The sequence below is a fragment of the Exiguobacterium sp. s95 genome (assembly GCF_018618655.1).
Taxonomy (GTDB): domain Bacteria; phylum Bacillota; class Bacilli; order Exiguobacteriales; family Exiguobacteriaceae; genus Exiguobacterium_A; species Exiguobacterium_A oxidotolerans.
The window spans coordinates 655,616-680,393 of the sequence record NZ_JACSMM010000001.1 but is presented as its reverse complement, the minus strand read 5'-3'; the positions used below and the strand labels follow the sequence as shown (position 1 = coordinate 680,393).

The 24,778-nt window shown below is 45.9% G+C and carries 28 protein-coding genes; 26 read left to right on the top strand and 2 right to left on the bottom strand.

Annotated features, from left to right (window positions below):
• Window positions 1-110: 110 nt before the first annotated feature.
• A complete protein-coding gene (locus KNP99_RS03770; protein WP_012370689.1) occupies window positions 111-359 on the bottom strand; it encodes a ferredoxin in 249 nt (82 codons plus the stop codon).
• 276 nt (window positions 360-635) lie between these two features.
• Between KNP99_RS03770 and KNP99_RS03765 the strand changes: the two genes are divergently transcribed.
• The 8 genes from KNP99_RS03765 (at window position 636) to KNP99_RS03730 (ending at window position 8,549) form a co-directional block, all read left to right on the top strand.
• The gene (locus KNP99_RS03765) at window positions 636-1,652 is read left to right on the top strand and encodes a YpbB family protein (protein WP_214807339.1); all 1,017 of its coding nucleotides are present in this window, start codon (window positions 636-638) and stop codon (window positions 1,650-1,652) included.
• On the top strand, window positions 1,652-3,082 hold the full coding sequence (locus KNP99_RS03760; RefSeq protein WP_251133040.1) for a RecQ family ATP-dependent DNA helicase: 1,431 nt from the start codon (window positions 1,652-1,654) through the stop codon (window positions 3,080-3,082). The genes KNP99_RS03765 and KNP99_RS03760 overlap by 1 nt, the downstream gene beginning before the upstream one ends.
• Window positions 3,083-3,119: 37 nt before the next feature.
• The gene (locus KNP99_RS03755) at window positions 3,120-3,314 is read left to right on the top strand and encodes a hypothetical protein (RefSeq protein WP_029330697.1); all 195 of its coding nucleotides are present in this window, start codon (window positions 3,120-3,122) and stop codon (window positions 3,312-3,314) included.
• A gap of 71 nt (window positions 3,315-3,385) precedes the next feature.
• Window positions 3,386-4,270: a MerR family transcriptional regulator gene (locus KNP99_RS03750; RefSeq protein ID WP_088837332.1), complete on the top strand. Its 885-nt coding sequence runs from the start codon at window positions 3,386-3,388 to the stop codon at window positions 4,268-4,270.
• Window positions 4,271-4,329: 59 nt separating this feature from the next.
• A complete protein-coding gene (locus KNP99_RS03745) occupies window positions 4,330-4,920 on the top strand; it encodes an adaptor protein MecA (RefSeq protein WP_088837331.1) in 591 nt (196 codons plus the stop codon).
• Window positions 4,921-5,095: 175 nt separating this feature from the next.
• The gene (locus tag KNP99_RS03740; protein WP_029330692.1) at window positions 5,096-6,040 is read left to right on the top strand and encodes a D-alanine--D-alanine ligase; all 945 of its coding nucleotides are present in this window, start codon (window positions 5,096-5,098) and stop codon (window positions 6,038-6,040) included.
• A gap of 134 nt (window positions 6,041-6,174) precedes the next feature.
• Window positions 6,175-7,440: a Glu/Leu/Phe/Val family dehydrogenase gene (locus KNP99_RS03735; protein ID WP_029330690.1), complete on the top strand. Its 1,266-nt coding sequence runs from the start codon at window positions 6,175-6,177 to the stop codon at window positions 7,438-7,440.
• A gap of 116 nt (window positions 7,441-7,556) precedes the next feature.
• The gene (locus tag KNP99_RS03730; protein WP_088837330.1) at window positions 7,557-8,549 is read left to right on the top strand and encodes a YpdA family putative bacillithiol disulfide reductase; all 993 of its coding nucleotides are present in this window, start codon (window positions 7,557-7,559) and stop codon (window positions 8,547-8,549) included.
• Between the two features lie 68 nt (window positions 8,550-8,617).
• Here the strand turns inward: KNP99_RS03730 and KNP99_RS03725 are convergent, their stop codons facing one another.
• Entirely contained in the window at window positions 8,618-9,583 is a 966-nt protein-coding gene (locus KNP99_RS03725) for an asparaginase (protein ID WP_088837329.1), read from the bottom strand.
• 157 nt (window positions 9,584-9,740) lie between these two features.
• Here KNP99_RS03725 and prsW point away from each other — a divergent pair, with 157 nt between their 5' ends.
• The 18 genes from prsW to aroA all read left to right on the top strand — a co-directional run bounded on the left by prsW (window position 9,741) and on the right by aroA (window position 24,768).
• Window positions 9,741-10,400 carry a glutamic-type intramembrane protease PrsW gene (gene prsW / locus KNP99_RS03720; RefSeq protein WP_088837328.1) on the top strand — a complete coding sequence of 220 codons (660 nt, stop codon included), beginning with the start codon at window positions 9,741-9,743 and terminating at the stop codon, window positions 10,398-10,400.
• A gap of 25 nt (window positions 10,401-10,425) precedes the next feature.
• Window positions 10,426-11,082, top strand: a complete 657-nt coding sequence (locus KNP99_RS03715) for a flagellar brake protein (protein WP_088837327.1) — start codon at window positions 10,426-10,428, stop codon at window positions 11,080-11,082.
• A gap of 75 nt (window positions 11,083-11,157) precedes the next feature.
• Window positions 11,158-11,829, top strand: coding sequence for a (d)CMP kinase (gene cmk, locus KNP99_RS03710; RefSeq protein WP_214765110.1), 672 nt, complete (start codon window positions 11,158-11,160; stop codon window positions 11,827-11,829).
• A complete protein-coding gene (locus KNP99_RS03705) occupies window positions 11,826-12,425 on the top strand; it encodes a lysophospholipid acyltransferase family protein (RefSeq protein ID WP_088837326.1) in 600 nt (199 codons plus the stop codon). Before cmk ends, KNP99_RS03705 begins: the two co-directional genes overlap by 4 nt.
• 95 nt (window positions 12,426-12,520) lie before the next feature.
• Window positions 12,521-13,654, top strand: a complete 1,134-nt coding sequence (gene rpsA, locus KNP99_RS03700) for a 30S ribosomal protein S1 (protein ID WP_029330677.1) — start codon at window positions 12,521-12,523, stop codon at window positions 13,652-13,654.
• A gap of 127 nt (window positions 13,655-13,781) precedes the next feature.
• Window positions 13,782-15,092: a ribosome biogenesis GTPase Der gene (der, locus tag KNP99_RS03695; protein WP_029330675.1), complete on the top strand. Its 1,311-nt coding sequence runs from the start codon at window positions 13,782-13,784 to the stop codon at window positions 15,090-15,092.
• Between the two features lie 18 nt (window positions 15,093-15,110).
• Window positions 15,111-16,136, top strand: a complete 1,026-nt coding sequence (locus KNP99_RS03690; protein WP_201302334.1) for an NAD(P)H-dependent glycerol-3-phosphate dehydrogenase — start codon at window positions 15,111-15,113, stop codon at window positions 16,134-16,136.
• A gap of 18 nt (window positions 16,137-16,154) precedes the next feature.
• Window positions 16,155-16,352 (top strand): DUF2768 domain-containing protein, encoded by a 198-nt coding sequence (locus KNP99_RS03685; protein ID WP_029330666.1) that lies wholly within the window; start codon window positions 16,155-16,157, stop codon window positions 16,350-16,352.
• The gene (locus KNP99_RS03680; RefSeq protein ID WP_214845119.1) at window positions 16,349-17,083 is read left to right on the top strand and encodes a hypothetical protein; all 735 of its coding nucleotides are present in this window, start codon (window positions 16,349-16,351) and stop codon (window positions 17,081-17,083) included. Before KNP99_RS03685 ends, KNP99_RS03680 begins: the two co-directional genes overlap by 4 nt.
• Window positions 17,084-17,168: 85 nt before the next feature.
• A complete protein-coding gene (locus tag KNP99_RS03675) occupies window positions 17,169-17,441 on the top strand; it encodes an HU family DNA-binding protein (protein WP_012370671.1) in 273 nt (90 codons plus the stop codon).
• Window positions 17,442-17,583: 142 nt separating this feature from the next.
• Entirely contained in the window at window positions 17,584-18,162 is a 579-nt protein-coding gene (locus KNP99_RS03670) for a heptaprenyl diphosphate synthase component 1 (protein WP_029330662.1), read from the top strand.
• Window positions 18,163-18,184: 22 nt separating this feature from the next.
• Window positions 18,185-18,892 (top strand): demethylmenaquinone methyltransferase, encoded by a 708-nt coding sequence (locus KNP99_RS03665; protein WP_029330660.1) that lies wholly within the window; start codon window positions 18,185-18,187, stop codon window positions 18,890-18,892.
• Between the two features lies 1 nt (window position 18,893).
• Complete coding sequence (locus tag KNP99_RS03660; RefSeq protein WP_088837324.1) at window positions 18,894-19,856, top strand: polyprenyl synthetase family protein; 963 nt, start codon at window positions 18,894-18,896, stop codon at window positions 19,854-19,856.
• A gap of 94 nt (window positions 19,857-19,950) precedes the next feature.
• Entirely contained in the window at window positions 19,951-20,367 is a 417-nt protein-coding gene (gene ndk, locus KNP99_RS03655; RefSeq protein ID WP_214845118.1) for a nucleoside-diphosphate kinase, read from the top strand.
• A 149-nt stretch (window positions 20,368-20,516) separates the two neighbouring features.
• Window positions 20,517-21,290 carry a CheR family methyltransferase gene (locus KNP99_RS03650; RefSeq protein ID WP_214768568.1) on the top strand — a complete coding sequence of 258 codons (774 nt, stop codon included), beginning with the start codon at window positions 20,517-20,519 and terminating at the stop codon, window positions 21,288-21,290.
• Between the two features lie 21 nt (window positions 21,291-21,311).
• Window positions 21,312-22,466 (top strand): chorismate synthase, encoded by a 1,155-nt coding sequence (gene aroC / locus KNP99_RS03645; protein WP_214804435.1) that lies wholly within the window; start codon window positions 21,312-21,314, stop codon window positions 22,464-22,466.
• Window positions 22,463-23,521, top strand: a complete 1,059-nt coding sequence (aroB, locus tag KNP99_RS03640) for a 3-dehydroquinate synthase (RefSeq protein ID WP_214845117.1) — start codon at window positions 22,463-22,465, stop codon at window positions 23,519-23,521. The genes aroC and aroB overlap by 4 nt, the downstream gene beginning before the upstream one ends.
• A complete protein-coding gene (aroA, locus tag KNP99_RS03635; protein ID WP_214765105.1) occupies window positions 23,512-24,768 on the top strand; it encodes a 3-phosphoshikimate 1-carboxyvinyltransferase in 1,257 nt (418 codons plus the stop codon). Before aroB ends, aroA begins: the two co-directional genes overlap by 10 nt.
• The last annotated feature ends 10 nt before the right edge of the window (window positions 24,769-24,778 follow it).

The window sequence follows — 24,778 nt, the reverse complement described above, 5'->3', positions numbered from 1 at the left end:
TTGTTAAAAAAAGCTGTACGGCTCGACCGATTGGGTCGAGCCGTACAGCTTTTTTGATGTATGGTCATAAAAAAAACAGCATGGCGTGAAGCTACCATACTGTCAAATACTTATTCGTATTTTAATGCGTCGCCTTCGAATGATTCGTCTGCCACTTTAATTGAATCAGTTGGGCAACCTTCGAATGCGTCAATCATGTCATCGAACAATGCTTCCGGGATTTCTGCTGTCCCTTTGTTATCGTCTAGAATGACGTATGCTAAGCCCTCGTCATCATAGTCATAGATATCAGGTGCTGCGGCACCACAAGCGCCACAAGCGATACACGTGTCTTTATCGACAATCGTAAATTTAGCCATTTTGTATTTCTCCTCTCTATTCGAAAACATGATTGATCTAGTATTGTTCTCATCTATATGTCATTGTATCGGACTCATGCGTTCTTTTCAATGAGGAAGCGGTAGAAGTATTCAAACAAAGTAACAGGATGCGATGGAAATAGTCGGGTAATGCGCAGTAGGTGCGTTAATCTAAGAAAGAGGTTTGGAAAGGCCAAGCTAATTATGCTATACATATAAACGAATGAAGACGATACTTTAAATATAATCAAACCGATCGAAGGTGAGGGGGAGTGGATGAAATTGACTGTCGTCAATCAAGTTTTGTTAGAAACCATTAGTCGTCTCCGGGGTGAACGGACAGATCGTAGCCTCTTTCATATCCTTCAAGGAAAACGTTCGGCAACATCACTCCAGGATGCACATTTCTATGAATTAGAAACTGTCTTTGGGGTGCTGCCCTTTCGACGAGAAACATTCGATCGGCTACTGCTTGAGCTGGAACAGCAGGGACTCATTGAACGAGCGGAAACGTTGCGCATCACGGAGCTTGGTGAATCCTCGATCAAAGTACCGTTTTTAATCGATGACATGGGCGGTGAATTGCGTGGATTTCCAATCATTTTATGGAAACGCTTAAGCCTTCTGATTCAAACCGTCGTTTGTCTCGAACAAAAACGATTTTTCGTACCGGTTCAGCAAGACGTCGCGATAAAGGACTGGGTCCGGCGATGCGTCAAAGGGATGCCGCAGCGTACGCAGTGGATTGATCAGGTGTACCATGAATTACGAGAGGCGTTGCGTCAGCTGTCGGTAAAAGAAGCGACGCTCATCAGCTACCGCTTGTCGGGGTTGAAAACAGGTTTGTCTTACCCGCAACTTGAAGAGAAACTTGACAGTGACGTCTTGTCGCTCCGCTTGGAATTTATGATGGCTTGGCGAAAATGTCTGCGTCACTTGGATGAAGCAGGACTGATTTTACGTCTTGGTGAAGATATTGATCAATCGAAGATGACACAATCAGCACAGAAAACGTGGGATATGTTACGTAACGGATTTGCTTTGAATGAAATCTCCGAGCGGCGCCGCCTGAAGAAGAGCACGATGGAAGATCACCTCGTCGAAATTGCGATGTACAGTGACGTATTCCCGCGGAGCCAATTCTTATCGGATGCACAATTTAAAGAAGTGATTGAAGTAGCAAATCGAAACGAGACATTTTCGTTGAAACGAATTAAAGGTGAATTGAAGCTTGAGACCGATTATTTTCAAATTCGTATCGCGTTAGCGCGAAAAAGATGGGAGGAGAGATGATGGAGACTGTCTTAAAACGTTATTTTAAGCATGACCGCTTTCGAGCCGGTCAAAAAGACATCATTGCGTCCGTTTTAGCAGGTCGCGATACGGTCGCCATCTTGCCGACCGGGGGAGGGAAGTCGATCTGTTATCAACTTCCGTCCTATTTGTTGCCAGAAGGGTTGACCGTCATCCTTTCGCCGCTCTTATCGTTGATTGAAGATCAAGTCATGCAAATCAAAAGTCGCGGTGAACGTTCCGTTGCTAAATTGACGTCGCACGAAACAAAAGACCAAAAAGAGCAGATTTTACGTCACCTGAGTCAACTTCGGTATTTGTATTTGTCACCGGAACAATTGGCGATGCCGAACGTCAAACAACGGCTTCAGCAAACAAACATTAATTTATTCGTCGTGGATGAAGCGCATTGTATTTCACAATGGGGTCATGAGTTTCGCCCCGAGTACGCGAAGCTTGGAATCGTAAAGAAACAACTCGGAAACCCGACTTGTTTAGCTTTGACGGCAACAGCAACGAAACAAGTGGAACAGGATATGTTAAGAGGCTTAGAGCTGTCGGACCCGACGATTATCCGGCATTCCGTCAATCGACCGGAAATTCAATTTATCGTCGAAGACGTTGAGCCTGATCAAAAAGATCATGTGCTGGTAAACTGGTTAACGAAGGTAGAACGTCCGTGTGTCATCTATACGACGACAAGAAACGAAGCAGAGCGTGTCGCACGTCTAATCACGAAGGCGACATACTACCATGCAGGACTCGAAGCAGAGGATCGTCAATTGATTCAACAACAATTCTTACACGATGAGATTGAGTGTCTCGTCTGTACAAGCGCATTTGGTATGGGGGTCAATAAAGGGAATGTCCGGACCGTCATCCATTACTCGATGCCGGCGACGATTGAAGCCTATATGCAGGAAGTCGGTCGGGCAGGGCGAGACGGAGAGCCGTCGACAGCGCTACTGCTCTATGCAAAGGGGGATCACCGTCTACAGCAGTTTTTAGTCGAAAAGCAGTATGCCCCTGTGCTTTGGATTGATCAATTGTTAGCGGGCATGGCACGTCAGGAACCGCTTGAAACGATGGAACGGCGTTTAGGGTTAGATGTCGAAGATCCGGCGTATCGGTTATTAAAATCGCAACTAAGTGATCGCTGGTCGCGTGAGAACATCATCGCTTGGCAAGAAGAGCGAAAAAAGATACGTTTACGTGAACTTATGCAAATGATAAATTATATTCAAAGTATAACGTGTCGACGAACGTTCATCTTGAATCATTTTGATGAGCAACCGATCGTCCAGGACCGGTGCTGTGATATTTGCGGTAATACGACAACGCAATCACCGCAAAAAAGGCATACGATTGAAATTTTGGATTGGGAACAACGATTAGAAGAGGTCTTTTTTTCATCAGCCGATTCAGTGTAAACTAGTACTATCCTTATTTTTAGAAAAGGTGATGAAATTGAGTAAATACGATCAACGAAAGAACCGACAAGAAGAACCAAAATCAAGCTTACCACCACGTTCTTCACGAATTGAACATGTGCGGAATGAACGGTTAAAGCAACCCTTTGTCAAAAATCCGTTAGCCATTACGCTGACGATTCTTATGATTACAATCATTATCGCCTTCGTTTCCCTCGGTTTCATGATGTAAGGGCACATTGTGAACAGAGATTATTTTCCTTTACGGGTATACTGAAAAGGAGAAGGAAGGAGGCACGGTGCATGGATCGTGGGAAATATAATATCAAAGCAGTCGCTGCATTAGTAGGGCTCAACCCAACGACCATTCGTGCTTGGGAAAGGCGATATCAAGTGCTTGATCCGGATCGGAGTGAATCTGGGCATCGCATCTATAGTGATAGCGATGTCGCGAAGCTCCGCTGGATTGTAGACAAACAAAAAGAAGGACTATCTGTTTCGAAAGCGATTCAACTGTACGAAATGCCTGTCAGTCGCACGGAGCTTCCACTTGATTATGGTGTTGAACTACGTGAACAGCTGTTTGAGGCATTAACGACATTTGAGGAACGACATGCCCATGACATCATGAATAAGGCATTCTCAATGTTTAGTTTCGATAAGGTGATTCAAGATATCGTTGGACCGTTGCTGCACGAAATCGGCTCAAAGTGGGAAAATGGTGAAATTACGATTGCGCATGAACATTTTGCGACAGCCTTTTTACGGGCCCGCCTTTCAACATTGTCGTTGCAAATGCCGATCAATCCTTTTTTACCGCGCATTTTATGTGTATGTGCGCCAGAAGAAGAACATGAATTGGGATTGTTATTTTTTACGCTATACTTACGCCAATCCGGCTTCGATGTGATTTTTCTTGGGGCAGGAATTCCCGTGTCAGATCTTGTGACGGTGACGAAACAATTAGTACCACGTGCTGTCGTCCTTTCGTGTACGATTTCTGACCACCTCAGTCTTTTAGATGAAGCGCTTGCCGAACTACGACAGGCTGTACCGAACGTCGAGATTGGTCTAGGTGGTTATGCCGTCGAACAGCTCCCTGAAAAATACGCGGATCACCTCCTCGGGACGGACGATTCCTCCTGGAAAAGTTGGTTAAGTCGACTCACTCCGACAACTGGTGTATAGTGTGATTCATATTGAACGGAGAAGTTGTTTTTCTCCGGCATTGACTGGAGGAGTCTTAGATGAGATTTGAGACATTTAAACAAGGGCATTTACGTGTGTTTATTACGAAGCAGGAACTTTCCGTTCACGACGTTCGACCAGAAACACTGGCAGTTGGAAAAGGACAGGACCTATTACGTAACCTGTTAGAAGAAGCAGAATCAAATTTTGGATTTCATGCGGTCGGGACACTTGAATTTTTTGTGACATTCTTTCCGAATGACGGGATGTTGGTCGATGTACGACGAGAAGGTGAATTACCAGAAGAAACGTTTGATGAATTTGATCAAGTAGAGATTCGGATGACCGTCGATATCGTACACCATGTCCTGTATCAACTCGAAGAATTCGAGGACGTCATTCAAGCGAGCCACGGATTGCTTCGCCACGTTCTGATGACGGAAACGGGTGGTAGGCTGTACTACTTCGAAGGGCGGTATTACTTGTATTTCGAGGAACGGATGGCAGAGGCGCTTGAACGGACGATTACGACCGTACTGTCTGAATATGGCGTACCAAGTGCGAAAAGTCCGCTCGCGATGGCGGAATACGGAAAAACACTTCAGCGTTCAGATGCAATCAAAATGATTGCCGGAACATTTTCTGTGTAAATGATGATTTTTAACGAATCGGCACATACGACGATTCTTTTTAAGACCACTGACCGGTTTCTGACGGAAAGTGGTCTTTTTCATGAGGAATCATCAGTTAACACCATTTTGTATTTTTTCGTTGAAAGAGTGATGGTATGATAAACAGTGAACGTAAGATGAAGGAGTGAAGAGTATGAGAGTGGCAGTATTATATGGTGGGATTTCTGGAGAACGTGAGGTTTCGTTAAGTAGCGGGAAGTCCGTGATTCAAGCATTGGAGGGAAAAGGGCACGAAGTCGTTGCCATCGATTTCCATCCGGAACGTGCTGAAGAAATTTTCAATCTGGATGTTGAAGTCGCCGTCATTGCTCTTCATGGAAAATATGGAGAAGATGGTCGTGTTCAAGCATTACTAGAATTAGCGGATATTCCGTATACTGGATCAGGTGTGTTGGCTTCCGCTTTAGCGATGGACAAAGCACGGTCGAAGTTGCACTTTGAGAAGGCTGGCATTCGGATTGCGCGTGATGTCTTGATTGAACGCGGTGACGACATCGCAGATAAGGTCCGGCAGTGGGGCGGTGAATTCCCTTGTGTCGTCAAACCGGCTCAAGAAGGATCGTCAAATGGATTGACGATTGCGATGGACGACGCGATGTTACGAAGCGGAATCGAACTCGCTTTTCAGGCAGACGATGCGGTCTTGATTGAACAATTCATTAAAGGGCGAGAAGTAACCGTACCGGTGCTCGGCCAAAAAGGTGCTGAAAAAGCGTTGCCCGTCATCGAAATCATTCCTAAAAATGAATTTTATGATTATGAATCAAAATATGCAGTCGGTGGATCAGAGCATATCTGTCCTGCTGATTTTGATGAGGTGACGACACAAAAATTACAAGAGTGGGCAGTCCTCGCCCATCAAGTCCTCGGATGTTCGGGCTATTCCCGTTCTGATTTCCTGGTGCCTGAAATCGGTCATCCCGTTATTTTAGAAACCAATACGCTACCTGGTATGACAGCGACAAGTCTATTCCCGGACGGGGCACGGGCAATCGGGATTGATTATCCAGAGCTAGTCGAATCGTTTATCAATCTAGCGATTACACGTCATCAAGCGACTTCGAACAACATAAAGTAAACAAAAAAGAGTAGATGATAGAAAGCGCTTACAAATATAGTAGGAATCCCTTTCATTACACGTCGGAACAAGGTATACTTTATCCGAACAAGGAAACGGCATAGGGGATGCCACTTATGGGGAGGAACGTTGGAATGATCACTGACCAACAACATGCGAATCATCGGAAAAACGTACTTGAAGCAACACAGGAAATCGTAAAAGAGGCACTTGAGAAGTTGGGTTACCCGGACGAAATGTATGAATTGTTAAAAGAACCGTTGCGGATGTTGACGGTTCGGATTCCAGTTCGGATGGACGATGGGTCAACAAAAATCTTTACCGGCTACCGGGCGCAACACAATGATGCTGTCGGTCCGACGAAAGGTGGAATCCGTTTCCACCCGAACGTAACGGAAGTCGAAGTCAAAGCGTTATCAGTCTGGATGAGCTTGAAGGCAGGAATCGTCGATTTACCATACGGTGGTGGTAAAGGTGGAATCATTTGCGATCCACGAGAGATGAGTTTCCGGGAAATCGAGCGTCTGAGTCGTGGCTATGTCCGTGCAATCAGTCAAATCGTTGGTCCGACAAAAGATATTCCAGCACCTGATGTCTTCACGAACTCACAAATCATGGCCTGGATGATGGATGAGTACAGCCGGATTGATGAATTCAATTCACCGGGCTTCATTACAGGAAAGCCGTTAGTACTCGGTGGTTCCCACGGGCGTGAGACTGCGACAGCTAAAGGGGTCGCCATCATGATTCGGGAAGCTGCTGCGAAGAAAGGGATTACATTAGAAGGAGCCCGCGTCGTCGTTCAAGGGTTTGGTAATGCAGGGAGCTTCTTATCGAAGTTCATGCATGATTTAGGGGCGAAAGTCATTGCGATCAGTGATGCATATGGCGCTCTCCATGATCCGAACGGACTGGATATCCCATATTTACTTGATCGTCGCGATTCGTTCGGGACGGTGACGACGCTTTTCAAAAATACAATTTCAAATAAAGAACTGCTCGAATTAGAGTGTGATATTCTTGTTCCGGCAGCGATTGAAAATCAAATCACGGAAGATAATGCGCATGACATTAAAGCGCGAATCGTCGTCGAAGCAGCCAACGGTCCGACGACGAATGAAGCGACGAAAATTCTCGCAGATCGTGAAATCTTGATTGTTCCCGATGTCTTGGCTTCAAGTGGTGGCGTAACGGTGTCCTACTTTGAATGGGTTCAAAACAACCAGGGGTATTACTGGACGGAAGAAGAAGTGCATGAAAAGCTTGAAAAAGTACTCGTGAACTCGTTTAATCAAGTGTATCAAACATCGCATACACGAAATGTTGATATGCGCCTCGCTGCCTACATGGTAGGCGTTCGTAAAATGGCGGAAGCCTCACGCTTCCGTGGATGGGTTTAATTTGAAAAAGTTCACTTCTTACAGGAGTGAACTTTTTTCATGTAACTTAAATTCTTTCTTCGTTTGCTCATGTTTGCTAAGATAAAAAAAAAGCACGTGGAAGAGGAGAAAAGATTATGCTGGATTGTCTCATCATTGGTGCAGGACCGTGTGGGTTATCGGCAGCGATCGAGATGCAAGATCGTGGATTAGCTGTCGAAGTCATCGAAAAAGGAAACATCGTCGAAGCGATTTATCAATATCCGACGCATCAAACATTTTTTTCGAGTAGCGAAAAATTAGAAATCGGTGGTGTTCCGTTTATCAACAAGGAACTTAAGCCGAAACGCCAAGATGCACTCGTCTATTACCGTGAAGTCGTTAAACGGAAAGAAATCACGATTCGTCCGTTTGAGACGGTGGAACGAATCAGTAAACGTGCGGATGGTGAAGGGTTCGAAGTCGTATCGTCGCGAATGGAGGAGACGGTGACGCGTCAGGCACGGGCACTCGTCTTAGCGACAGGCTATTACGGATTGCCAAATAAAATGGACGTACCAGGTGAGGAATTACCGCACGTTTCTCATTATTTTAAAGAAGGTCATCCTTTCTTCGGACAAGACGTTGTCGTCATTGGTGGAAAAAATTCGAGTGTCGATGCCGCAATTGAACTTGAGAAGGCAGGTGCACATGTCACGCTGTTATACCGTGGTGAAGCGTACAGTCCGTCAATCAAGCCATGGGTCCTCCCGAACTTCGAAGCGCTCGTACGGGCCGAGAAGGTCAAGATGGTGTTTAACGCAACGATCGATTCCATCACACCGACGCACGTCCATTATAAAGAACAAGGAGAAGCGACCTCAATTAAAGCAGATTTTGTTTTTGCGATGACAGGTTACACACCGGACGTTGGTTTGTTCGCGGATGCCGGTATCATGATTGATGGAGAAACGGGAATTCCGGATTTCAATGAGGAAACGATGGAGTCAAACGTTCCCGGCATTTATATTGCGGGTGTCGTCGCTGCAGGATATGACGCCAACAAAATATTTATCGAAAACGGTCGTTTTCATGGAGAATTGATTGCAACGAGTCTTGCAGATCGACTTGTTCGTGAAACGACGCGATAAGCGCTCTTTTCGATCGCTAAAAAAATAACCGTTTCCCTCCCCGGGAAGCGGTTATTTTTAGTGACAGATCATTCGACTTGAAATGAAGTCTCAAGTTCAGGGTGTGTAGCCTCAATTTCGAGCTCAATCATCAATTTCAAGCGAGCTTTTTGTGAGTTCAGACCATTCGAGAAAATCAGACCAAGTTCTTTTAATTGTTGTCCTCCGCCTGCATATCCGTAGACATCTTGGACGATGCCGTTAAAGCAACGACTGACGATGACGATTGGCATTTGTTCAGTCAGCTGACGAATCGCATCCATCAGACTCGGTGGCACATTTCCTTGCCCGAGTACTTCGAGGACTAGACCATCATAACCAAGTTCACCGACAGCAACTAAAAGGTCGGGGTCCATCCCGGCGTAAACTTTTAGGACGGAGACACGCTTTGTTAGTTTCGTCACCATGTGCGTTGGTTTTAAGACAGGTGTATTGAATAAATAGACATGATCTTTCGTGACCATCCCTAAGTTACCGAAATGAACAGATTTAAAAGTATCGACAGAAGAAGTATGCGTTTTCGTGACGTTAAAAGCAGAGTGGATTTCTCCGTTAAAGACAACGAGAACCCCTTTTCCTCTAGCTGCATCACTGACGGCTACACGCAATGCCGTAATCAAATTAAACTCACCGTCTGAACCGACTTCATTTGATGAACGCATCGCACCTGTCAAGACGATTGGAATTGGAGCACCAATCGTCAACTGTAAGAAATAAGCCGTTTCTTCTAACGTATCCGTTCCGTGCGTGATGACGACGCCATCATACCCTGCCTGCAGTTCTTCTTTGATGAAGTGTGCGAGACGGAGCATGATGTCCGGTGTGATGTGTGGTGAAGGAAGGTTCGCGAAGTGGCGTGTCGTGATGTCCGCGATGTCGGTCGCACGTGGCAATGAAGCATCAAGTGGGTTGATGTCATTCGGCAGAACGTGACCGGAATGATTTTGTGCCATCGCGATCGTGCCTCCGGTATGGACTAATAGTAATTTTTTCATAAAGAGCCTCCTGTCTATTCGTTCGATAGTCAGACACTAAAAGCTGACTATTCATTTTCATCCATAATTGTACCTTTTTTTTTCGGATATACAATGGACTCGGTTTTCTTTTCCAGGAGAAACCTTTATCCTTAAGGAATAGGAAGGGGGCAAAAACGTGTTATCGATCGTTTTCTCAGGAATTGCCCCGGGAATTGCACTACTTACTTATTTTTATCTCCGCCATGAACATGAAGCTGAACCCGTCGGTTATATTTTACGGAGTTTCATTTTTGGCATTTTACTTGTGTTTCCATTGATGTTCATCGACTACGTCGTTCAGACTGAATTTGGGGGAGATGAATCGATTCGTCTGTTTCGAACGGCAATTACGGAAGAATTTGCGAAATGGTTTATCGTTTTTTATACCGTATATATCCATCAACGTTTCAATGATTATTATGATGGTATCATTTACGCAGTCGCCTGTTCGCTCGGCTTTGCGACGCTTGAGAATATTTTATATTTAATGGTCAATGGGACGGTTGAACACATGATATTCAGAGCGTTGCTTCCTGTATCGGGTCATGCACTCTTTGCTGTTCTAATGGGCTTCTTTATGGGGCGTGCAAAATTTTCAATTTACCCGAATCGTTGGCTAAGTCTGTCCTTAATCGTTCCGATGATTGCGCACAGTATGTTTAATTTGTTAATATTGGAAAATGGTGGTATTTCCTTGCTGCCCATTATTTTTATGGTGATTTTATGGGGAGTCGGCCTTTACCAAGTTAAGAGTGCGAATCGCTTGAATCATCGATACAAAAAAAATAGTAATTGAATAGAATGGATTGGGAGAGAGTGACATGATGCAAACAGGTGATTTGATAATGGTACGCAACAGTGAAGATCGACAAGGTCGGACGAAGGTCACGGCTGTGACGAACCGTTTAATCTGGATGGAAGCGCCGAGTGAGGCGGACACGCTAAAAACATTTATTTTATCGGAAGATGAATCGATTCACGTTTACTTTTTTAAAGAAAAGGGACGGTTGTATGGCTTTGAATCGGAAATCGTCGAACGACAAAATGATCCGCTTCGTGGACAACGATATGCAATCAGACGCCCGACCGACCAACAGATTGAGCGTGTTCAACGTCGTCAGTTCGTACGTGTGCCGTTACTTTTGGACGTCGCACTTCATCCACATAAAACTAAATTCGAACCGTTCACGACGGTCTCGCTTGATTTATCAGCAGGTGGAATATTGATCTTAGCGAATCATTTACCGATTGAACTAAAAGACGAGGTTGAATTGACGTTTTTACTACCGGCCGAACATGGAGGAACCCATACACTTGATGTTTTAGGTGAGTTAGTTCGCGTCGATCGACGCGAAGAACGTTACGAACTCGCCTTTCAATTTACACAAATTCATGATCGAAGTCGTGAGCTCGTCTTACGGCACTGTTATCAGGCGCAAATGAAAAATTCGCGGAGTGGCACGAATTCATTCACCTAAGTCTATTTTTTTGCTATGATAACGGTCGATACTATGAACCGCTTAAAAATGGTTCAAACGGAAGGAACGAAAAACATGACTAAAATTCAAATCGCACTTGACGGACCAGCTGGTGCCGGAAAAAGTACAATTGCTAAACAATTAGCAGCACATCTTGACTACGTCTACATCGACACAGGGGCGATGTATCGGGCCGTAACGCTCGCAGCACTTGAGCAAGGAATCGATCTCGAGGATGGGCAACGGTTAGGTGAGTTAATGACATCACTTGATATTCGTTTAACACCAGGTGAAAACGGGCAACGTGTCTTTATTGGCGAGCGCGAAGTAACAGAGTCGATTCGGTCGAGCGAAGTGACGAACAATGTCTCATTCGTCGCAAAACATGCTCAAGTACGTTCGGCACTCGTCGAGATGCAGCGCCGCTTAGCAGAATCGGGCGGTATTGTTATGGATGGGCGTGACATCGGTACAGTCGTCTTACCAGATGCTGAACTGAAAGTCTTCATGACAGCAACAGTCGAAGAACGTGCGAGTCGCCGGCATCGTGAAAACGTGTCTCGGGGGATGGACAGTGACTTAGAAGCACTTCAAGCAGAAATCGCGTTGCGTGATAAACGTGATAGTGAACGGGAAGTGTCTCCGCTCAGACAAGCAGACGATGCCATTTATCTCGATACAACCGTCATGTCGATCGATCAAGTCGTCCTCCGTCTGACAGAGCTTGCGGAAGGGGTATTAAAATGAGTCGAACGGACTCCGTTTATCGACTAGCGCGATTCGTCGTGCTCGTCATCGCCAAAACTGTATTTCGTCTTCGCGTGACAGGGAGAGAAAATCTTCCGAAGGATGGATCCGTTCTTTTATGTGCGAATCATAGCTCGAACTGGGATCCCGTCTTTCTAGTTAGCGCGATTCCGACGAGTCGCTCGGTTCGTTATATGGCAAAAGAGGAACTGTTTAAAGTCCCTGGATTAAAACAATTGATGACGGCAGCGGGGACGTATCCCGTCGGACGCGGACAGGGCGATCGTCAAGCTTTAAAACGAACGATTGAATTATTGAAAACGGACGAAACCGTCGGAATTTTTCCAGAAGGAACACGGTCTGCTCCAGGTGAGTTCACGGCAGCGCAACCAGGTGTCGGTTTTTTTGCACTCCGATCTCCGGCGCAAATCGTTCCTGTCGCGATCATCGGCAACTATCGCCCGTTTAAGCCGATGCGGGTCGTAATCGGAAAACCAGTCGATATTGAAGATTTACGCGATCAACGCGGTGCCGCGAAAGCGATTTCAGAACGAATTCTCGAAGAAATCAAATCGGTCTACTACAATCATGTGTAAAACCTTGACAAATAGTCAGAATTGTAAGAAGTTAAAAGAAGGATAAACGTATTTTATTACGTTTCTTGTACTCATCGTGAGGAGGTTGTGTTGGAATGGTCGAAGAAATGAAAGATATGCCTGATTTTGAAATTCATCGGGACCAGGTAGTTACTGGGATGGTCGTGAAGATTGAAGACAAGCAAGCACTCATTGATATCGGATATAAGACAGAAGCAATCCTGCCGATTAGCGAAGTCTCAAGTCTCCATTTGGATGACATACGAGGTGTGCTAAAAGTCGGTGATGAATTACAAGTAAAGGTGAAGAAGATTACAGACGAAGAAGTCGTCGTCTCAAAACGTGAGATTGATGCCTTAAAAGCATGGGAAGAAGTCGAAGCGAAATATGAATCGGCTGAAATTTTTGAAGTTGTCGTCAAAGACATCGTCAAAGGGGGTCTCGTCGTCGACATCGGCGTACGTGGATTCATTCCAGCTTCACTTGTCGAACGTCACTATGTAGAAGATTTTTCTGACTACATCGGCCGGTCGATCGAAGTCAAGGTCGTTGAGCTCGACCAAGAAAAAAATCGTGTCATTCTTTCACATAAAGCGGTCGTCGAAGGCGAGCTTAATGCGAAGAAAAAAGAGACGCTTGAAAACTTGGAAGTGGGTCAAGTCCTTGAAGGAACTGTCCAACGCTTAACGGATTTTGGTGCATTTGTCGATATCGGTGGTGTTGACGGACTCGTCCACATTTCTGAAATGGCGCATCATCGTGTCGAACGACCGTCTGATATCGTAACGGAAGGGCAACAAGTCGAAGTGAAAGTACTTGGTGTCGACCGCGATACAGAAAAGGTCAAGCTATCAATTAAAGAGACGCAACCAGGTCCATGGCAACAGATGGAAGGGAAAATCGAAGCGGGTGACATCGTCAAAGGACGTGTCCGTCGTCTCGTTCAATTCGGAGCATTCGTCGAACTTGCACCGCAAGTCGAAGGTCTCCTCCATATCTCTCAAATCGCTAATCGCCATATTAGTTCGCCGTCGGAAGTGCTTGAAGAGGGACAAGAAATCGAAGCGAAAGTTCTTGAGGTTCACTTAGATGAACACAAGATTTCCCTTTCGACGCGTGTCTTAGAACAAGAAGAGACGGATGAAGATGACTATTCTCAATATACGGATCAAAATGAAGGGTTTTCGGTAGCGGACCTCGCTGATAAAGACTCGGATGCAAAAGAATAAATTTTGACAAAAAGTGGACACGATTCGTGTCTGCTTTTTTTATGTTTCGGTTAGATGTGGTATAAGCGCGCTTGATTTGATACAATAGAACGGCTATGAAGCGAGAGAAGAGAAAGAAGGTGTTGGGATGGCAATTCCAGTAGTGGCGATCGTAGGTCGCCCAAATATCGGAAAGTCGACGATTTTTAACCGGGTGATTGGAGATCGGGTTTCGATCGTAGAAGACAAGCCAGGTGTTACCCGCGACCGTATATACGGAACTGGAGAATGGCTCAATCGTCATTTTCATTTGATTGATACAGGTGGAATCGAAGTCGGGGATGAGCCCTTACTTCAAATGATGCGTCATCAGGCGGAGCTTGCAATCGATGAAGCGGACGTCATTATTTTCATGGTCAATGGACGCGAAGGGATTACGGCTGCCGATGAAGAAGTCGCCGGCATGTTGTTCCGTTCAAATAAACCAGTTGTTATCGCGGTCAATAAAGTCGATAACTTTGAAATGCGTGATTTAATGTATGAATTTTACTCATTAGGATTCGGCGATTTATATCCGATTTCCGGAACGCATGGTCTAGGACTCGGAGACATGCTTGATCGTGTCCTCGAACTAGCTCCAAACAAAGAAGACATCGAATACGACGAAAATACAATTAAGTTTGCCTTAGTTGGTCGTCCAAACGTCGGGAAGTCGAGTATGACGAACTCGATTCTCGGTGAAGAACGTGTCATCGTCTCAAGTGTCGCTGGTACAACCCGTGATGCAATCGATACACCGTTTACACGTGACGATCAAGAATACGTCATCATCGACACAGCAGGTATGCGTAAACGTGGGAAAGTCTACGAATCGACAGAACGCTTTAGTGTCATGCGTGCCCAAAAAGCCATTGAGCGAGCTGACGTCGTTTGTGTCGTCCTCGACGGTGAAGAAGGTATCATCGAACAAGATAAAAAAGTCGCCGGATATGCCCACGAAGCCGGACGTGCGATTGTCATCGTCGTCAATAAATGGGACGCGGTCGAAAAAGATGATAAAACGATGAAGAAAATGGAAGAAGAAATTCGTGAAGAATTCCGCTTCCTCGACTATGCGCCAATCGTTTTCGTCTCTGCGAAGACGAAACGTCGTCTTCAAACATTGCTCCCTGTCATCAATCAAGCGGCGAAAAGTCATGCCCAACGCATTCAGACAAGCGTCTTGAACGATGTTATCGTCGACGCAGTCGCGATGAATCCAGCGCCGACGGATAAGGGTGTTCGTCTACGGATTAACTATGCGACACAAGTGGCATCGCGTCCGCCTACATTCGTCTTGTTCGTCAACGATCCAGAGCTCTTGCATTTCTCATACAAACGGTATCTCGATAACCGAATCCGGGAAGCATTTGATTTTACTGGAACACCGATTCGGATTTTGGCACGTCAAAAACAATAAGGCAGGGTGAAAATCATGATGAAAAAAATTGCAGTCATTGGAGCTGGAAGCTGGGGAACTGCGCTTTCACTCGTTTTAGCAGATAATGGTCATGACGTCATTCTTTATGGCCGTGATCAAAAAAATGTTGATGCCATTAATGAAAATCATGAGAATACACAATTTCTGCCTGGTGTGGCATTGCCTTCTTCTTTACGGGCGACGACGAATTTAGATGATGCTGTAGCAGGTGCTTCGCATATTTTGATTGTGACGCCTTCGTCAGCGATTCGTGGCGTCGCACGCCAGTTAAATGAACGATTAACAGAACCCGTCGTCCTCATTCATGCGTCGAAAGGGATTGAACCGAAGACGCACTTACGATTGTCTCAGTTGATTGAAGAAGAAATCGATCCCGCAAAACGTTCGGCGGTCTGTGTTTTGACAGGACCGTCACACGCAGAAGAGGTTGCATTACGTAAACCGACGACGGTGACGATTGCTTCTGAAGATTTAGAAGAGGCCGGTCGTGTCCAAGAACTCTTCATGAATGAAAACTTCCGGGTGTACTTGAACGCGGATATCATCGGAGCGGAACTTGGTGGCGCCTTGAAGAACATCATTGCCTTAGCTGCAGGAATGACGGACGGTTTAGGGTATGGAGATAATGCGAAAGCAGCATTGATTACGCGTGGAATGGTAGAAATCGCGCGTCTCGGTACATTGCTTGGTGCTAAGCCGATGACGTTCACCGGTTTGACGGGGATGGGTGATTTGATCGTGACCTGTACATCAGTCCATAGTCGGAACTGGCGAGCCGGGAATGCCATCGGGCGTGGTGAAAAACTCGAAACCGTATTAGAAAACATGGGGATGGTCGTTGAGGGAGTTCGCGCGACTCAAGCTGCTTACGATTTGGCAGAAACGAAACAGTGCGAGCTTCCAATCACGACGGCACTCTACCATGTCCTTTTCGATGGTCACACACCGGAAGAAGAAGTACGGAAGTTGATGCAACGCCCGCAAAAAAATGAAATTGAACATCTGTTTACGACGAAAGATTAACGGAGTGGGGTGGAAACCTTGAGTCCTGGATTATTAAAAATGTGGATTTCGTTTGGCGGGATCGGGTTATTTGCGATTAGCGTCCTATTCGTCACGATCAGTCGAACGAAATTGACAGGGGTTTGGCAGTTCCTGCTCTCGACCCTTGCCTTCCTATGTTTTATTGTAGCTTCCATTATTATGGTGTTCATCGTCATGGCAGGTCCGAGCGCATGAAGAATCTAGTCGTTCTTTTCATGTTGGTGCCTGTCATGTTGTTATCGGGATGTCTCTTCCCGGATAGTCAAAAACCTTCGAACCGGATACCCTATCCGCAACAAATCGCAACGGTTCAAGATGCTGTCGACGCGTATCAAAAAGATACCGGTGTCTTACCAATCAAAACAAGAGACGCAGATACGCCTTTGATGGAGCGGTATCAAATTGAACTCGGACGCTTAATTCCTCGTTATATGAGTGATCCTCCACCGAATAGTTTCGAAGGTGGTGGAACGTTCATTTACTTGTTAGTCGATGTGGAAGAGAAACCGACTGTAAAGCTGATGGATTTACTCGTTGCAGAAGAACTCCAAAAGCTACAGGTGCGCATCGATACGTACCGAAAGAAAAATGAAAAATATCCATTTAAAGGTTCGATTGGTAAAAATCAATTCACACTCGACTATAAAAAGTTGTTCATTAAGGAAGAACCGAAGATTCCGAGTCCTTATTCCGATACGGAACTGGACATCTATGTCGACGGTCAAGGGCAGTTGTATGTCAACTATCTTCCTGAATTGAAGAAAGCCGTTGAAACTGCGAAGAAAAAACCAAAAGTCGGTCAAGATATTCGTCATTTACTGTATGATGATCAACCTTTTGTCCCGGCATACTCTCAAAGCTATACAATTAACGAAAAAGGCGAACCTACGTTTTCTGAGGAATCGATCGAAGAATCAGAAAATTGAGAGGGATTATGACGAAAATGTTGTAATAGCAACGTTTATAAGGTATGATTAGCCTCGAAGAAGCGATTGGGAGGGGGTGAAAGTAATGAACAAAACTGAACTCATTCAAGCGGTTGTCGAAAAATCAGGTCTTACAAAAAAAGACGTGACTAAAGTTGTTGAATCAACATTCGAATCAATCACTGAGACACTCCAATCTGGAGAAAAAGTCCAATTGATTGGTTTTGGTAACTTCGAAGTCCGTGAACGTGCCGCTCGTAAAGGTCGCAACCCACGTACGAAAGAAGATATCGAAATCCCAGCAAGCAAAGTGCCTGCCTTCAAACCGGGTAAAGCATTGAAAGATGCAGTCAAGTAATTTGGCTACATAGTCGTTCGAGGAATTCCTCGAACGGCTTTTTTTGTGGGTATTCAAAGGCGTGAAAAAGCGATGATTATGGTATATTAAAAAAGAAGAACATCCATCAACGAGATGGCACTGGAGATCGGGGGGTAAAAGCATGGACCAACGAGAGCTATTCATGACAGAAATCATTACTGCGCTCAACAACAAACAGACGACTCAACTAGCTCGACATGTGGATTTCCCTTCCATCGATCGTGAACAGATCAGTTGGTTGATTGATGTCGCTCAAAACGAGACATTGGATTGGCAGGCGCTCGTAAAGGGCGTACATTTTGCGAAGGTTGCACTTGTCTTACATGAACGAGTAGGTGAAACGAAACGAGGATCAAAAGAAAGACAATTGCTCGTATTGGCGGGAGATCTTTTTTCGACTTACTTTTTTGAAGAGTTAGCGTCGCTTCCCCAAACGGCACTCGTGACGTTAGGACGGACCGTACAGCGTGTGAATGAAGCAAAATGTTCGATCCATGAGCGAAATTATACGTCGACAGAAGATTACGTCTTACTCTGGCTGACGGCGGAATTTGGACTCGTTCAAGGTTTGGCGGCAATCAGCGGTCAAGATTGGTTAACACGAGAAGGGCAACGCATCATTCGGAAACAGGCCGAGTTGCTCGATCATGAAGCGCAACAACTACTATTATCACATTTAGAACAAATGGCAGTAGCGTAATATTCTTGAAAGGGTGAACTGCGTGCAGACACAAGAAAAAGAAAAGAAAGTTTATGAAGTGTTTCAATCAATTTCGACAAATTATGATCAGATGAATTCCATCATCAGTTTCCGCTTGCACAAATTATGGCGAAAAGAAACAATGCGCCGGATGGATGTATTTCCGGGGGCAAAATGTCTTGATTTATGTTGCGGAACGGCTGACTGGACAATTCAACTCGCGAAAGCGGCTGGTCCGACCGGTGTCATCAAAGGACTCGATTTCTCTGAAAACATGCTTAAAGTCGGAGTCGATAAAGTCGAGGCGTTAGGGATGAAAAACGTCGAATTGATTCATGGCAATGCGATGGATTTACCTTTTGGTGATCATTCCTTTGACTACGTGACAATTGGGTTTGGACTACGGAATGTTCCGGACTATCTCCAAGTCATCAAAGAGATGCATCGTGTCTTAAAACCAGGTGGAACAGTCGTATGTCTTGAGACGAGTCAACCGACGGCACCAATTTTCCGTGAGGCCTACTCGTTATACTTTGGTAAAATCATGCCACAAGTCGGTCGTTTGTTTGCAAAATCGTTTGATCAATATAACTGGCTTCAAGAATCGACGGAAGTGTTCCTCGATCGTGTTGAATTAAAGCAATTATTTGAGCAGGCTGGCTTCATGCAGGTCGAAGTAAAGGCGTTTGCAGGTGGGGCGGCTGCAATGCACCTCGGGAAGAAGTGGTGAGATGTCACTGCATTCAATTTATCGAGATGTAACGAAAGAAGTGAATTTAGTCGACCGATTCTTAACAAATCATATTGCGTCCGAAGAACCGACGATTGATGCTGCGGGACAACAACTCTTGAAAGCGGGGGGGAAGCGGATTCGTCCGGCTTTTGTTTTGCTCGCTTCGAAGTTTGGTCAAGCAGACCGGGATGAACTGGTCCGTGTCGCGGCAAGTCTTGAACTGGTCCACATGGCATCACTCGTGCATGATGATGTCATCGATGATGCCGAACTGAGACGTGGAAAGCCGACCGTCATGCAACGTTTTGATGAAGAAGTTGCATTATACTCGGGTAACTATTTGTTTGGTGAGGCAGTCAAATTGATTGGAGAAATCGGGAAACCGGAACTCGTCCAAGTCATGGTCCATGCGATGCGCGAAATTTGTGAGGGTGAAATCGAACAAATTTATGATCAATACGATTGGAATCAATCGATTAAACGATATATTAAACGAATCGAGCGGAAAACGGCGATCTTGATTGAGGCAAGTTGTCATCTAGGAGCCATCGTCGCGAACTGCTCGGAAGCGGATACGAAAGCATTGCGGCAATTTGGGCGTGACATCGGTCTTGCTTTTCAAATTGCGGATGACTTACTGGATTTCACAGCGAACCGGGTCGAGCTTGGTAAACCGGTCGCAGAAGATTTACGACATGGGCATAAGACGTTGCCAGTTTTCTACGCCTCAGAAAATCCAGCTTTTTTCAAGGAACTCGTCAAAATTCAGGAGATGCCCTCCCACGAAGAAGTCGCGCCACTTCTTGACCGTCTGCAAGCGTCTGACGCACTTGAACGGACACAACAGACCGTCGATCTTTACATTAAGCGAGCGATTCGTCGTTTAGAGCATTTACCGAAGTCTTCTGCAAAGCGTTCACTTGAAGAAGTCGCACGTTACGTTGGAAAGCGAAAAGGATAAAAAACTGTCAAAAATTTCTTGCCGCTCGATCCGTTTACGAGTAAACTTACTATGTAAGCGCTTTTCTAAAAGCATTTCATAGGGGGACTCAAAAATGGAACAAACATTTTTAATGGTAAAACCTGATGGTGTCGAACGCGGATTGATTGGGGAAATCATCGGCCGGATCGAACGAAAAGGATTTGTTTTACGTGAAATGAAAATGATGCAAGCGTCTGAAGAATTGGCGAAAGCACATTATGCAGAGCACGCAGAGAAGCCATTCTTTGGAGAGTTGGTCACTTTCTTAACGTCTGGTCCTGTCGTCGCACTTCGTGTCGAAGGAACGGATGTCGTATCTGTTTCACGTTTGATGATTGGAAAAACAAAACCGACAGAAGCACTACCTGGGACGATTCGGGGAGATTTCGCGAACACGATGAGCGAGAACGTCATCCATGGTTCAGACAGCGTCGAGAGTGCGGAGCGTGAACTTGGACTTTGGTTTCAAGGGCAACCGGTAAACGCATAATGAAACGAACGGCAAACAGACGATTGAGCAATTGCTCAATCGTCTGTTTTTGTATTTTGGAAAGGAAATGGCTTTATGCTACTATAGAGAATAAGATAGGGTCATAAAACGTGTATGACCGATGATAGAGAGGACCAGTGAGGTGTACTATGGACGATTACGAGCTTTTCATCCAACGTTTCTTAAAAAAGTCAAGAATTGATTTAGGACAATATAAAGAAGCACAAATGAAACGACGTTTGACGGCTTTGCGCGATAAAAAAGGACATGATACCTTCGCCTCGTATATGCAGGCAATGGAAAAAAGCGAGACCTTATATGAAGAGTTCTTGGACCGGATGACGATCAATGTTAGTGAATTCTTCAGAAATCCGATTCGCTGGCAACAGCTCGAACAAGATATTCTTCCGGTGCTGCAAGCACGTGCGCATGGTCGGATTCGGACATGGAGCGCGGCTTGTTCAACGGGGGAAGAGCCCTATTCGCTCGCGATGATTCTTAACGAGATGATGGACCCTGCCCAATTCACGATTCAAGCGACCGATTTAGATGAGATCGTTCTTGAAAAGGCGAAGCAAGGTCGATACGGCATTTCAGCCTTAAACGAAGTCGTCGAATCAAGGAAAAAACGATATTTCATCGAACAGGATCAACAATATGAGGTCGCTCCAGAAATTAAACGGCTCGTCCGTTTCAGTAAACATAATTTGTTAGGAGATCGCTATGACAGTGGATTTGATTTAATCATCTGTCGTAACGTACTTATTTACTTTACAGAAGAAGCAAAAGCGCACGTCTATCGCTCTTTTGTGGATGCGTTAAAACCGGGCGGCATTTTATTCGTCGGCGGAACGGAACAAATCTTTCAACCGGAACGATTTGGTCTAAAAATGAAGCAAAGCTTCTTTTATGAAAAAATTTAACGACGTGAAGGGATGAAGCGTATGCGCTACATGACAGCTGGAGAATCACACGGAAAAGGACTTTCCGTCATCATCGATGGTGTTCCTTCCGGACTAACAATCGATTTCGAAAAAATTCAATCTGAAATGACACGACGTCAAGGCGGTTATGGACGTGGACGGCGGATGCAAATCGAACAGGATACGATTGATGTTCGGGGTGGAATTCGTCACGGTTACACGACGGGGGCGCCAATCAGTCTGTTTATTGAAAACAAAGACCATACGCACTGGAAACAAGTCATGCAGGCGGAACCGCTCGAGGAAGCGCTTGAACGTCCGCGGACATTGACACGCCCACGCCCAGGACATGCGGATCTTGTAGGTGGCTTGAAGTACGGTCATCGTGATCTCCGTGATGTCCTCGAACGTTCCTCTGCTCGAGAAACGGCGGCCCGAGTTGCAGTTGGGGCAATCGCGAAACAATTGTTGGCACAGCTCGATGTCGATTTGTTTTCCCATGTACGATCAATCGGTGGCGTTGATGCTGAAGCCGTTGATCCGACGACGCGGCGTGAGTTGATTGAAGCTTCTCCAGTCCGTTGTGCAGATGAAGCAGCGACTGAACAGATGATGCGTGCGATCGATCAAGCTAAAAAAGACGGCGACACACTTGGTGGTGAAGTCGAAGTCGTCGTCACGGGACTTGTTCCGGGGATTGGATCATTTACGCAAAATGACATGAAGTTAGACAGTCGGATCGCCCAAGCTGTCATCAGTGTCAATGCGATGAAAGCGGTTGGATTTGGTGATGGTTTTGATTTGGCGCGTCGTCCCGGTAGTACGGTCCAAGATGAAATCATTCATAGTGAAGCAGGTTACTCCCGCAGAACCAATCACCTAGGCGGAATTGAAGGTGGGATGTCGACAGGAATGCCGATTCGGGTTCAAGTTGCGATGAAGCCGATTCCGACATTGTATCAACCCCTGCAATCGGTCGATATTGAAACGAAAGAGCCGTTCACGGCCCAAATTGAACGCAGTGATGCTTGTGCTGTGCCGGCAGCAGCTGTCGTTCTCGAAGCTGTCGTCGCATTCGAAGTCGCAGCCGCGATTCTCGAAATGTTCGGGAGTTCAACGATGGATCGATTAAAACAAACGATAGCTGATTACAAGGAGGAGGTGCGTCTGTTTTGACGCATCTTTGCATCAAAGCGAGTCGCCCGTATTCGGTTCACATCGAGCCGGGTGCGTTGCGACGCCTGGCGGAAGTCGAAGAAGCACAGGTAGCAGATCGATTTTGGATTATCACCGATCAAACGGTCAGTACCCTTCATTTAGAGACATTGATCAAACACGTCACGACTCTTTTTCCGAAAACAAACTGGATGACGAGTACTGTCGTACCAGGTGAGAGCAGTAAATCGCTCGAAACGTATGCAGACTTGCTTCAAGAAGGCATTGAACGAGGGGTGACCCGTCGTACGGTCATCCTGGCATTTGGTGGTGGAATGATTGGAGATCTCGCCGGTTTCGTTGCAGCAACGATTCTACGGGGCATTCCGTTCATCCAAATTCCGACGACGTTACTCGCGCATGACTCGAGCGTCGGCGGGAAAGTCGGGCTAAACCTATCGCTCGGTAAAAACCTCGTCGGGGCGTTCTATCAACCGAGTGCCGTTCTCTACGATGTATCTTTTCTGAAAACATTACCGGACCGCGAGTGGAGAAGCGGTTTTTTTGAATTGTTGAAACATGGTCTATTGGCAGCGGAACCGTTTGCTGATCAATTGATGGATTTAAAACTGTCCGATATGAAAGAGTTGCCACTCGAATCCTGGATTGCGAAAGGGATTTCCGTCAAACAACGAATCGTCGAACAAGATGAACAAGAACAAGGCATCCGTGCCTTTTTAAATTATGGGCATACATTTGGTCATGCCGTTGAGTATGCGAGTGAGCGTCTCGCGCATGGTGAGGCAGTCGGAATCGGTTTAGTCTTTGCCAAAATGTTAGAGGGACAAGTCGAAGAAGGAAATCAACTGGCTCAATTGTTGACGCGTTTAGGTGTCGAACTACCAAAAAGGCAATCTTTCGAGGTCTATTTCGACTATATGAAACGGGATAAAAAAAATAATCAGTCGATTCGATTCGTCTTAGTAGAAAACGGGAAATTTAATTTAGAGGAAATTCCGGTGGGACGATTGCTGTCCGCCTATGACATGACTGTGAGGTGCTTGAAATGGGATTAAAGGGAAAGGTACGAGTACCCGGCGATAAATCAATGACACACCGTGCTTTTTTATTTGGTGGGATTGCGAACGGGACGACGACGATTTCGAATGCACTCGAAGGAGCGGATTGTCTCGCTTCACTGAAGGCGGTTGAGGCACTTGGTGCGAAAATCGAGCGTTCTGAAAAAACGATTCAGATTACAGGGACGACTGCATTAAGCGAAGCAAAAATCGATTGTGGGAATTCCGGAACGACGATTCGACTACTAAGCGGTATTTTAGCTGGTAGCGAGGCGGCGTATGAATTGACAGGCGATGATTCGTTAAAAAAACGACCGATGGATCGGGTGACGATTCCACTCAGTCAGCTTGGTGCGAAAATCGAAGGGAACTACGCTCCGTTACGGATTCAGGGGCAACCGCTCGTCGGAACGACGTATACCTTACCGGTCGCAAGTGCTCAGGTGAAAAGTGCGGTCTTACTAGCGGGGTTATTTGCGACAGGTGAGACAACGGTGATTGAGCCGATCTTATCACGCGATCATACGGAACGGATGTTGCCGCAATTCGGCGTCGATGTGACGATCGATGACTTTGAAGACGGACGGCATATTCGTGTCGAAGGTCCTGTTCAACTTACGGCGACGACAGTCGATATACCGGGCGATCCGTCCTCGGCTGCATTTTGGTGGACGGCGGCGGCGATTGGCGAGGACAGTGTCATCACGACGGAACGCGTACTCATGAACCCGACCCGGATCGGATTTTTACAAGTATTACGACAAATGGGTGCGAGCGTCAAAATTTCGAACCGGCAGGAAGTGGCAGGGGAGGAAGTCGCGGATGTGACGGTAGAATCGACTACCCTGCAGGCGATGACGATTGAAGGAGAACAAATCCCTTCGTTGATCGACGAGATTCCGCTCCTCGCTTTACTCGCGACGCAAGCGGAAGGAAAGACGATCATCCGGGATGCAGCGGAGTTACGCGTCAAAGAAACGGACCGGATCGAGACTGTCGTCGCGTCACTACGACGACTCGGAGCGTCGATTGAAGCGACGGCAGACGGGATGACAATTGAAGGCCCGACGTCATTAAAAGGGGCGGCGGTCGACAGTGCCGGTGATCACCGTTTGGCGATGATGTTGACGATTGCTAAGACATTGAACGAAGAAATTCAAGTGAACGGGAATGAAGTAGTTGAAGTCAGCTACCCAACGTTCTATGATGATTTAAAGAAACTGCAAGATAACGGGAACGGATAAGTTCCGAATT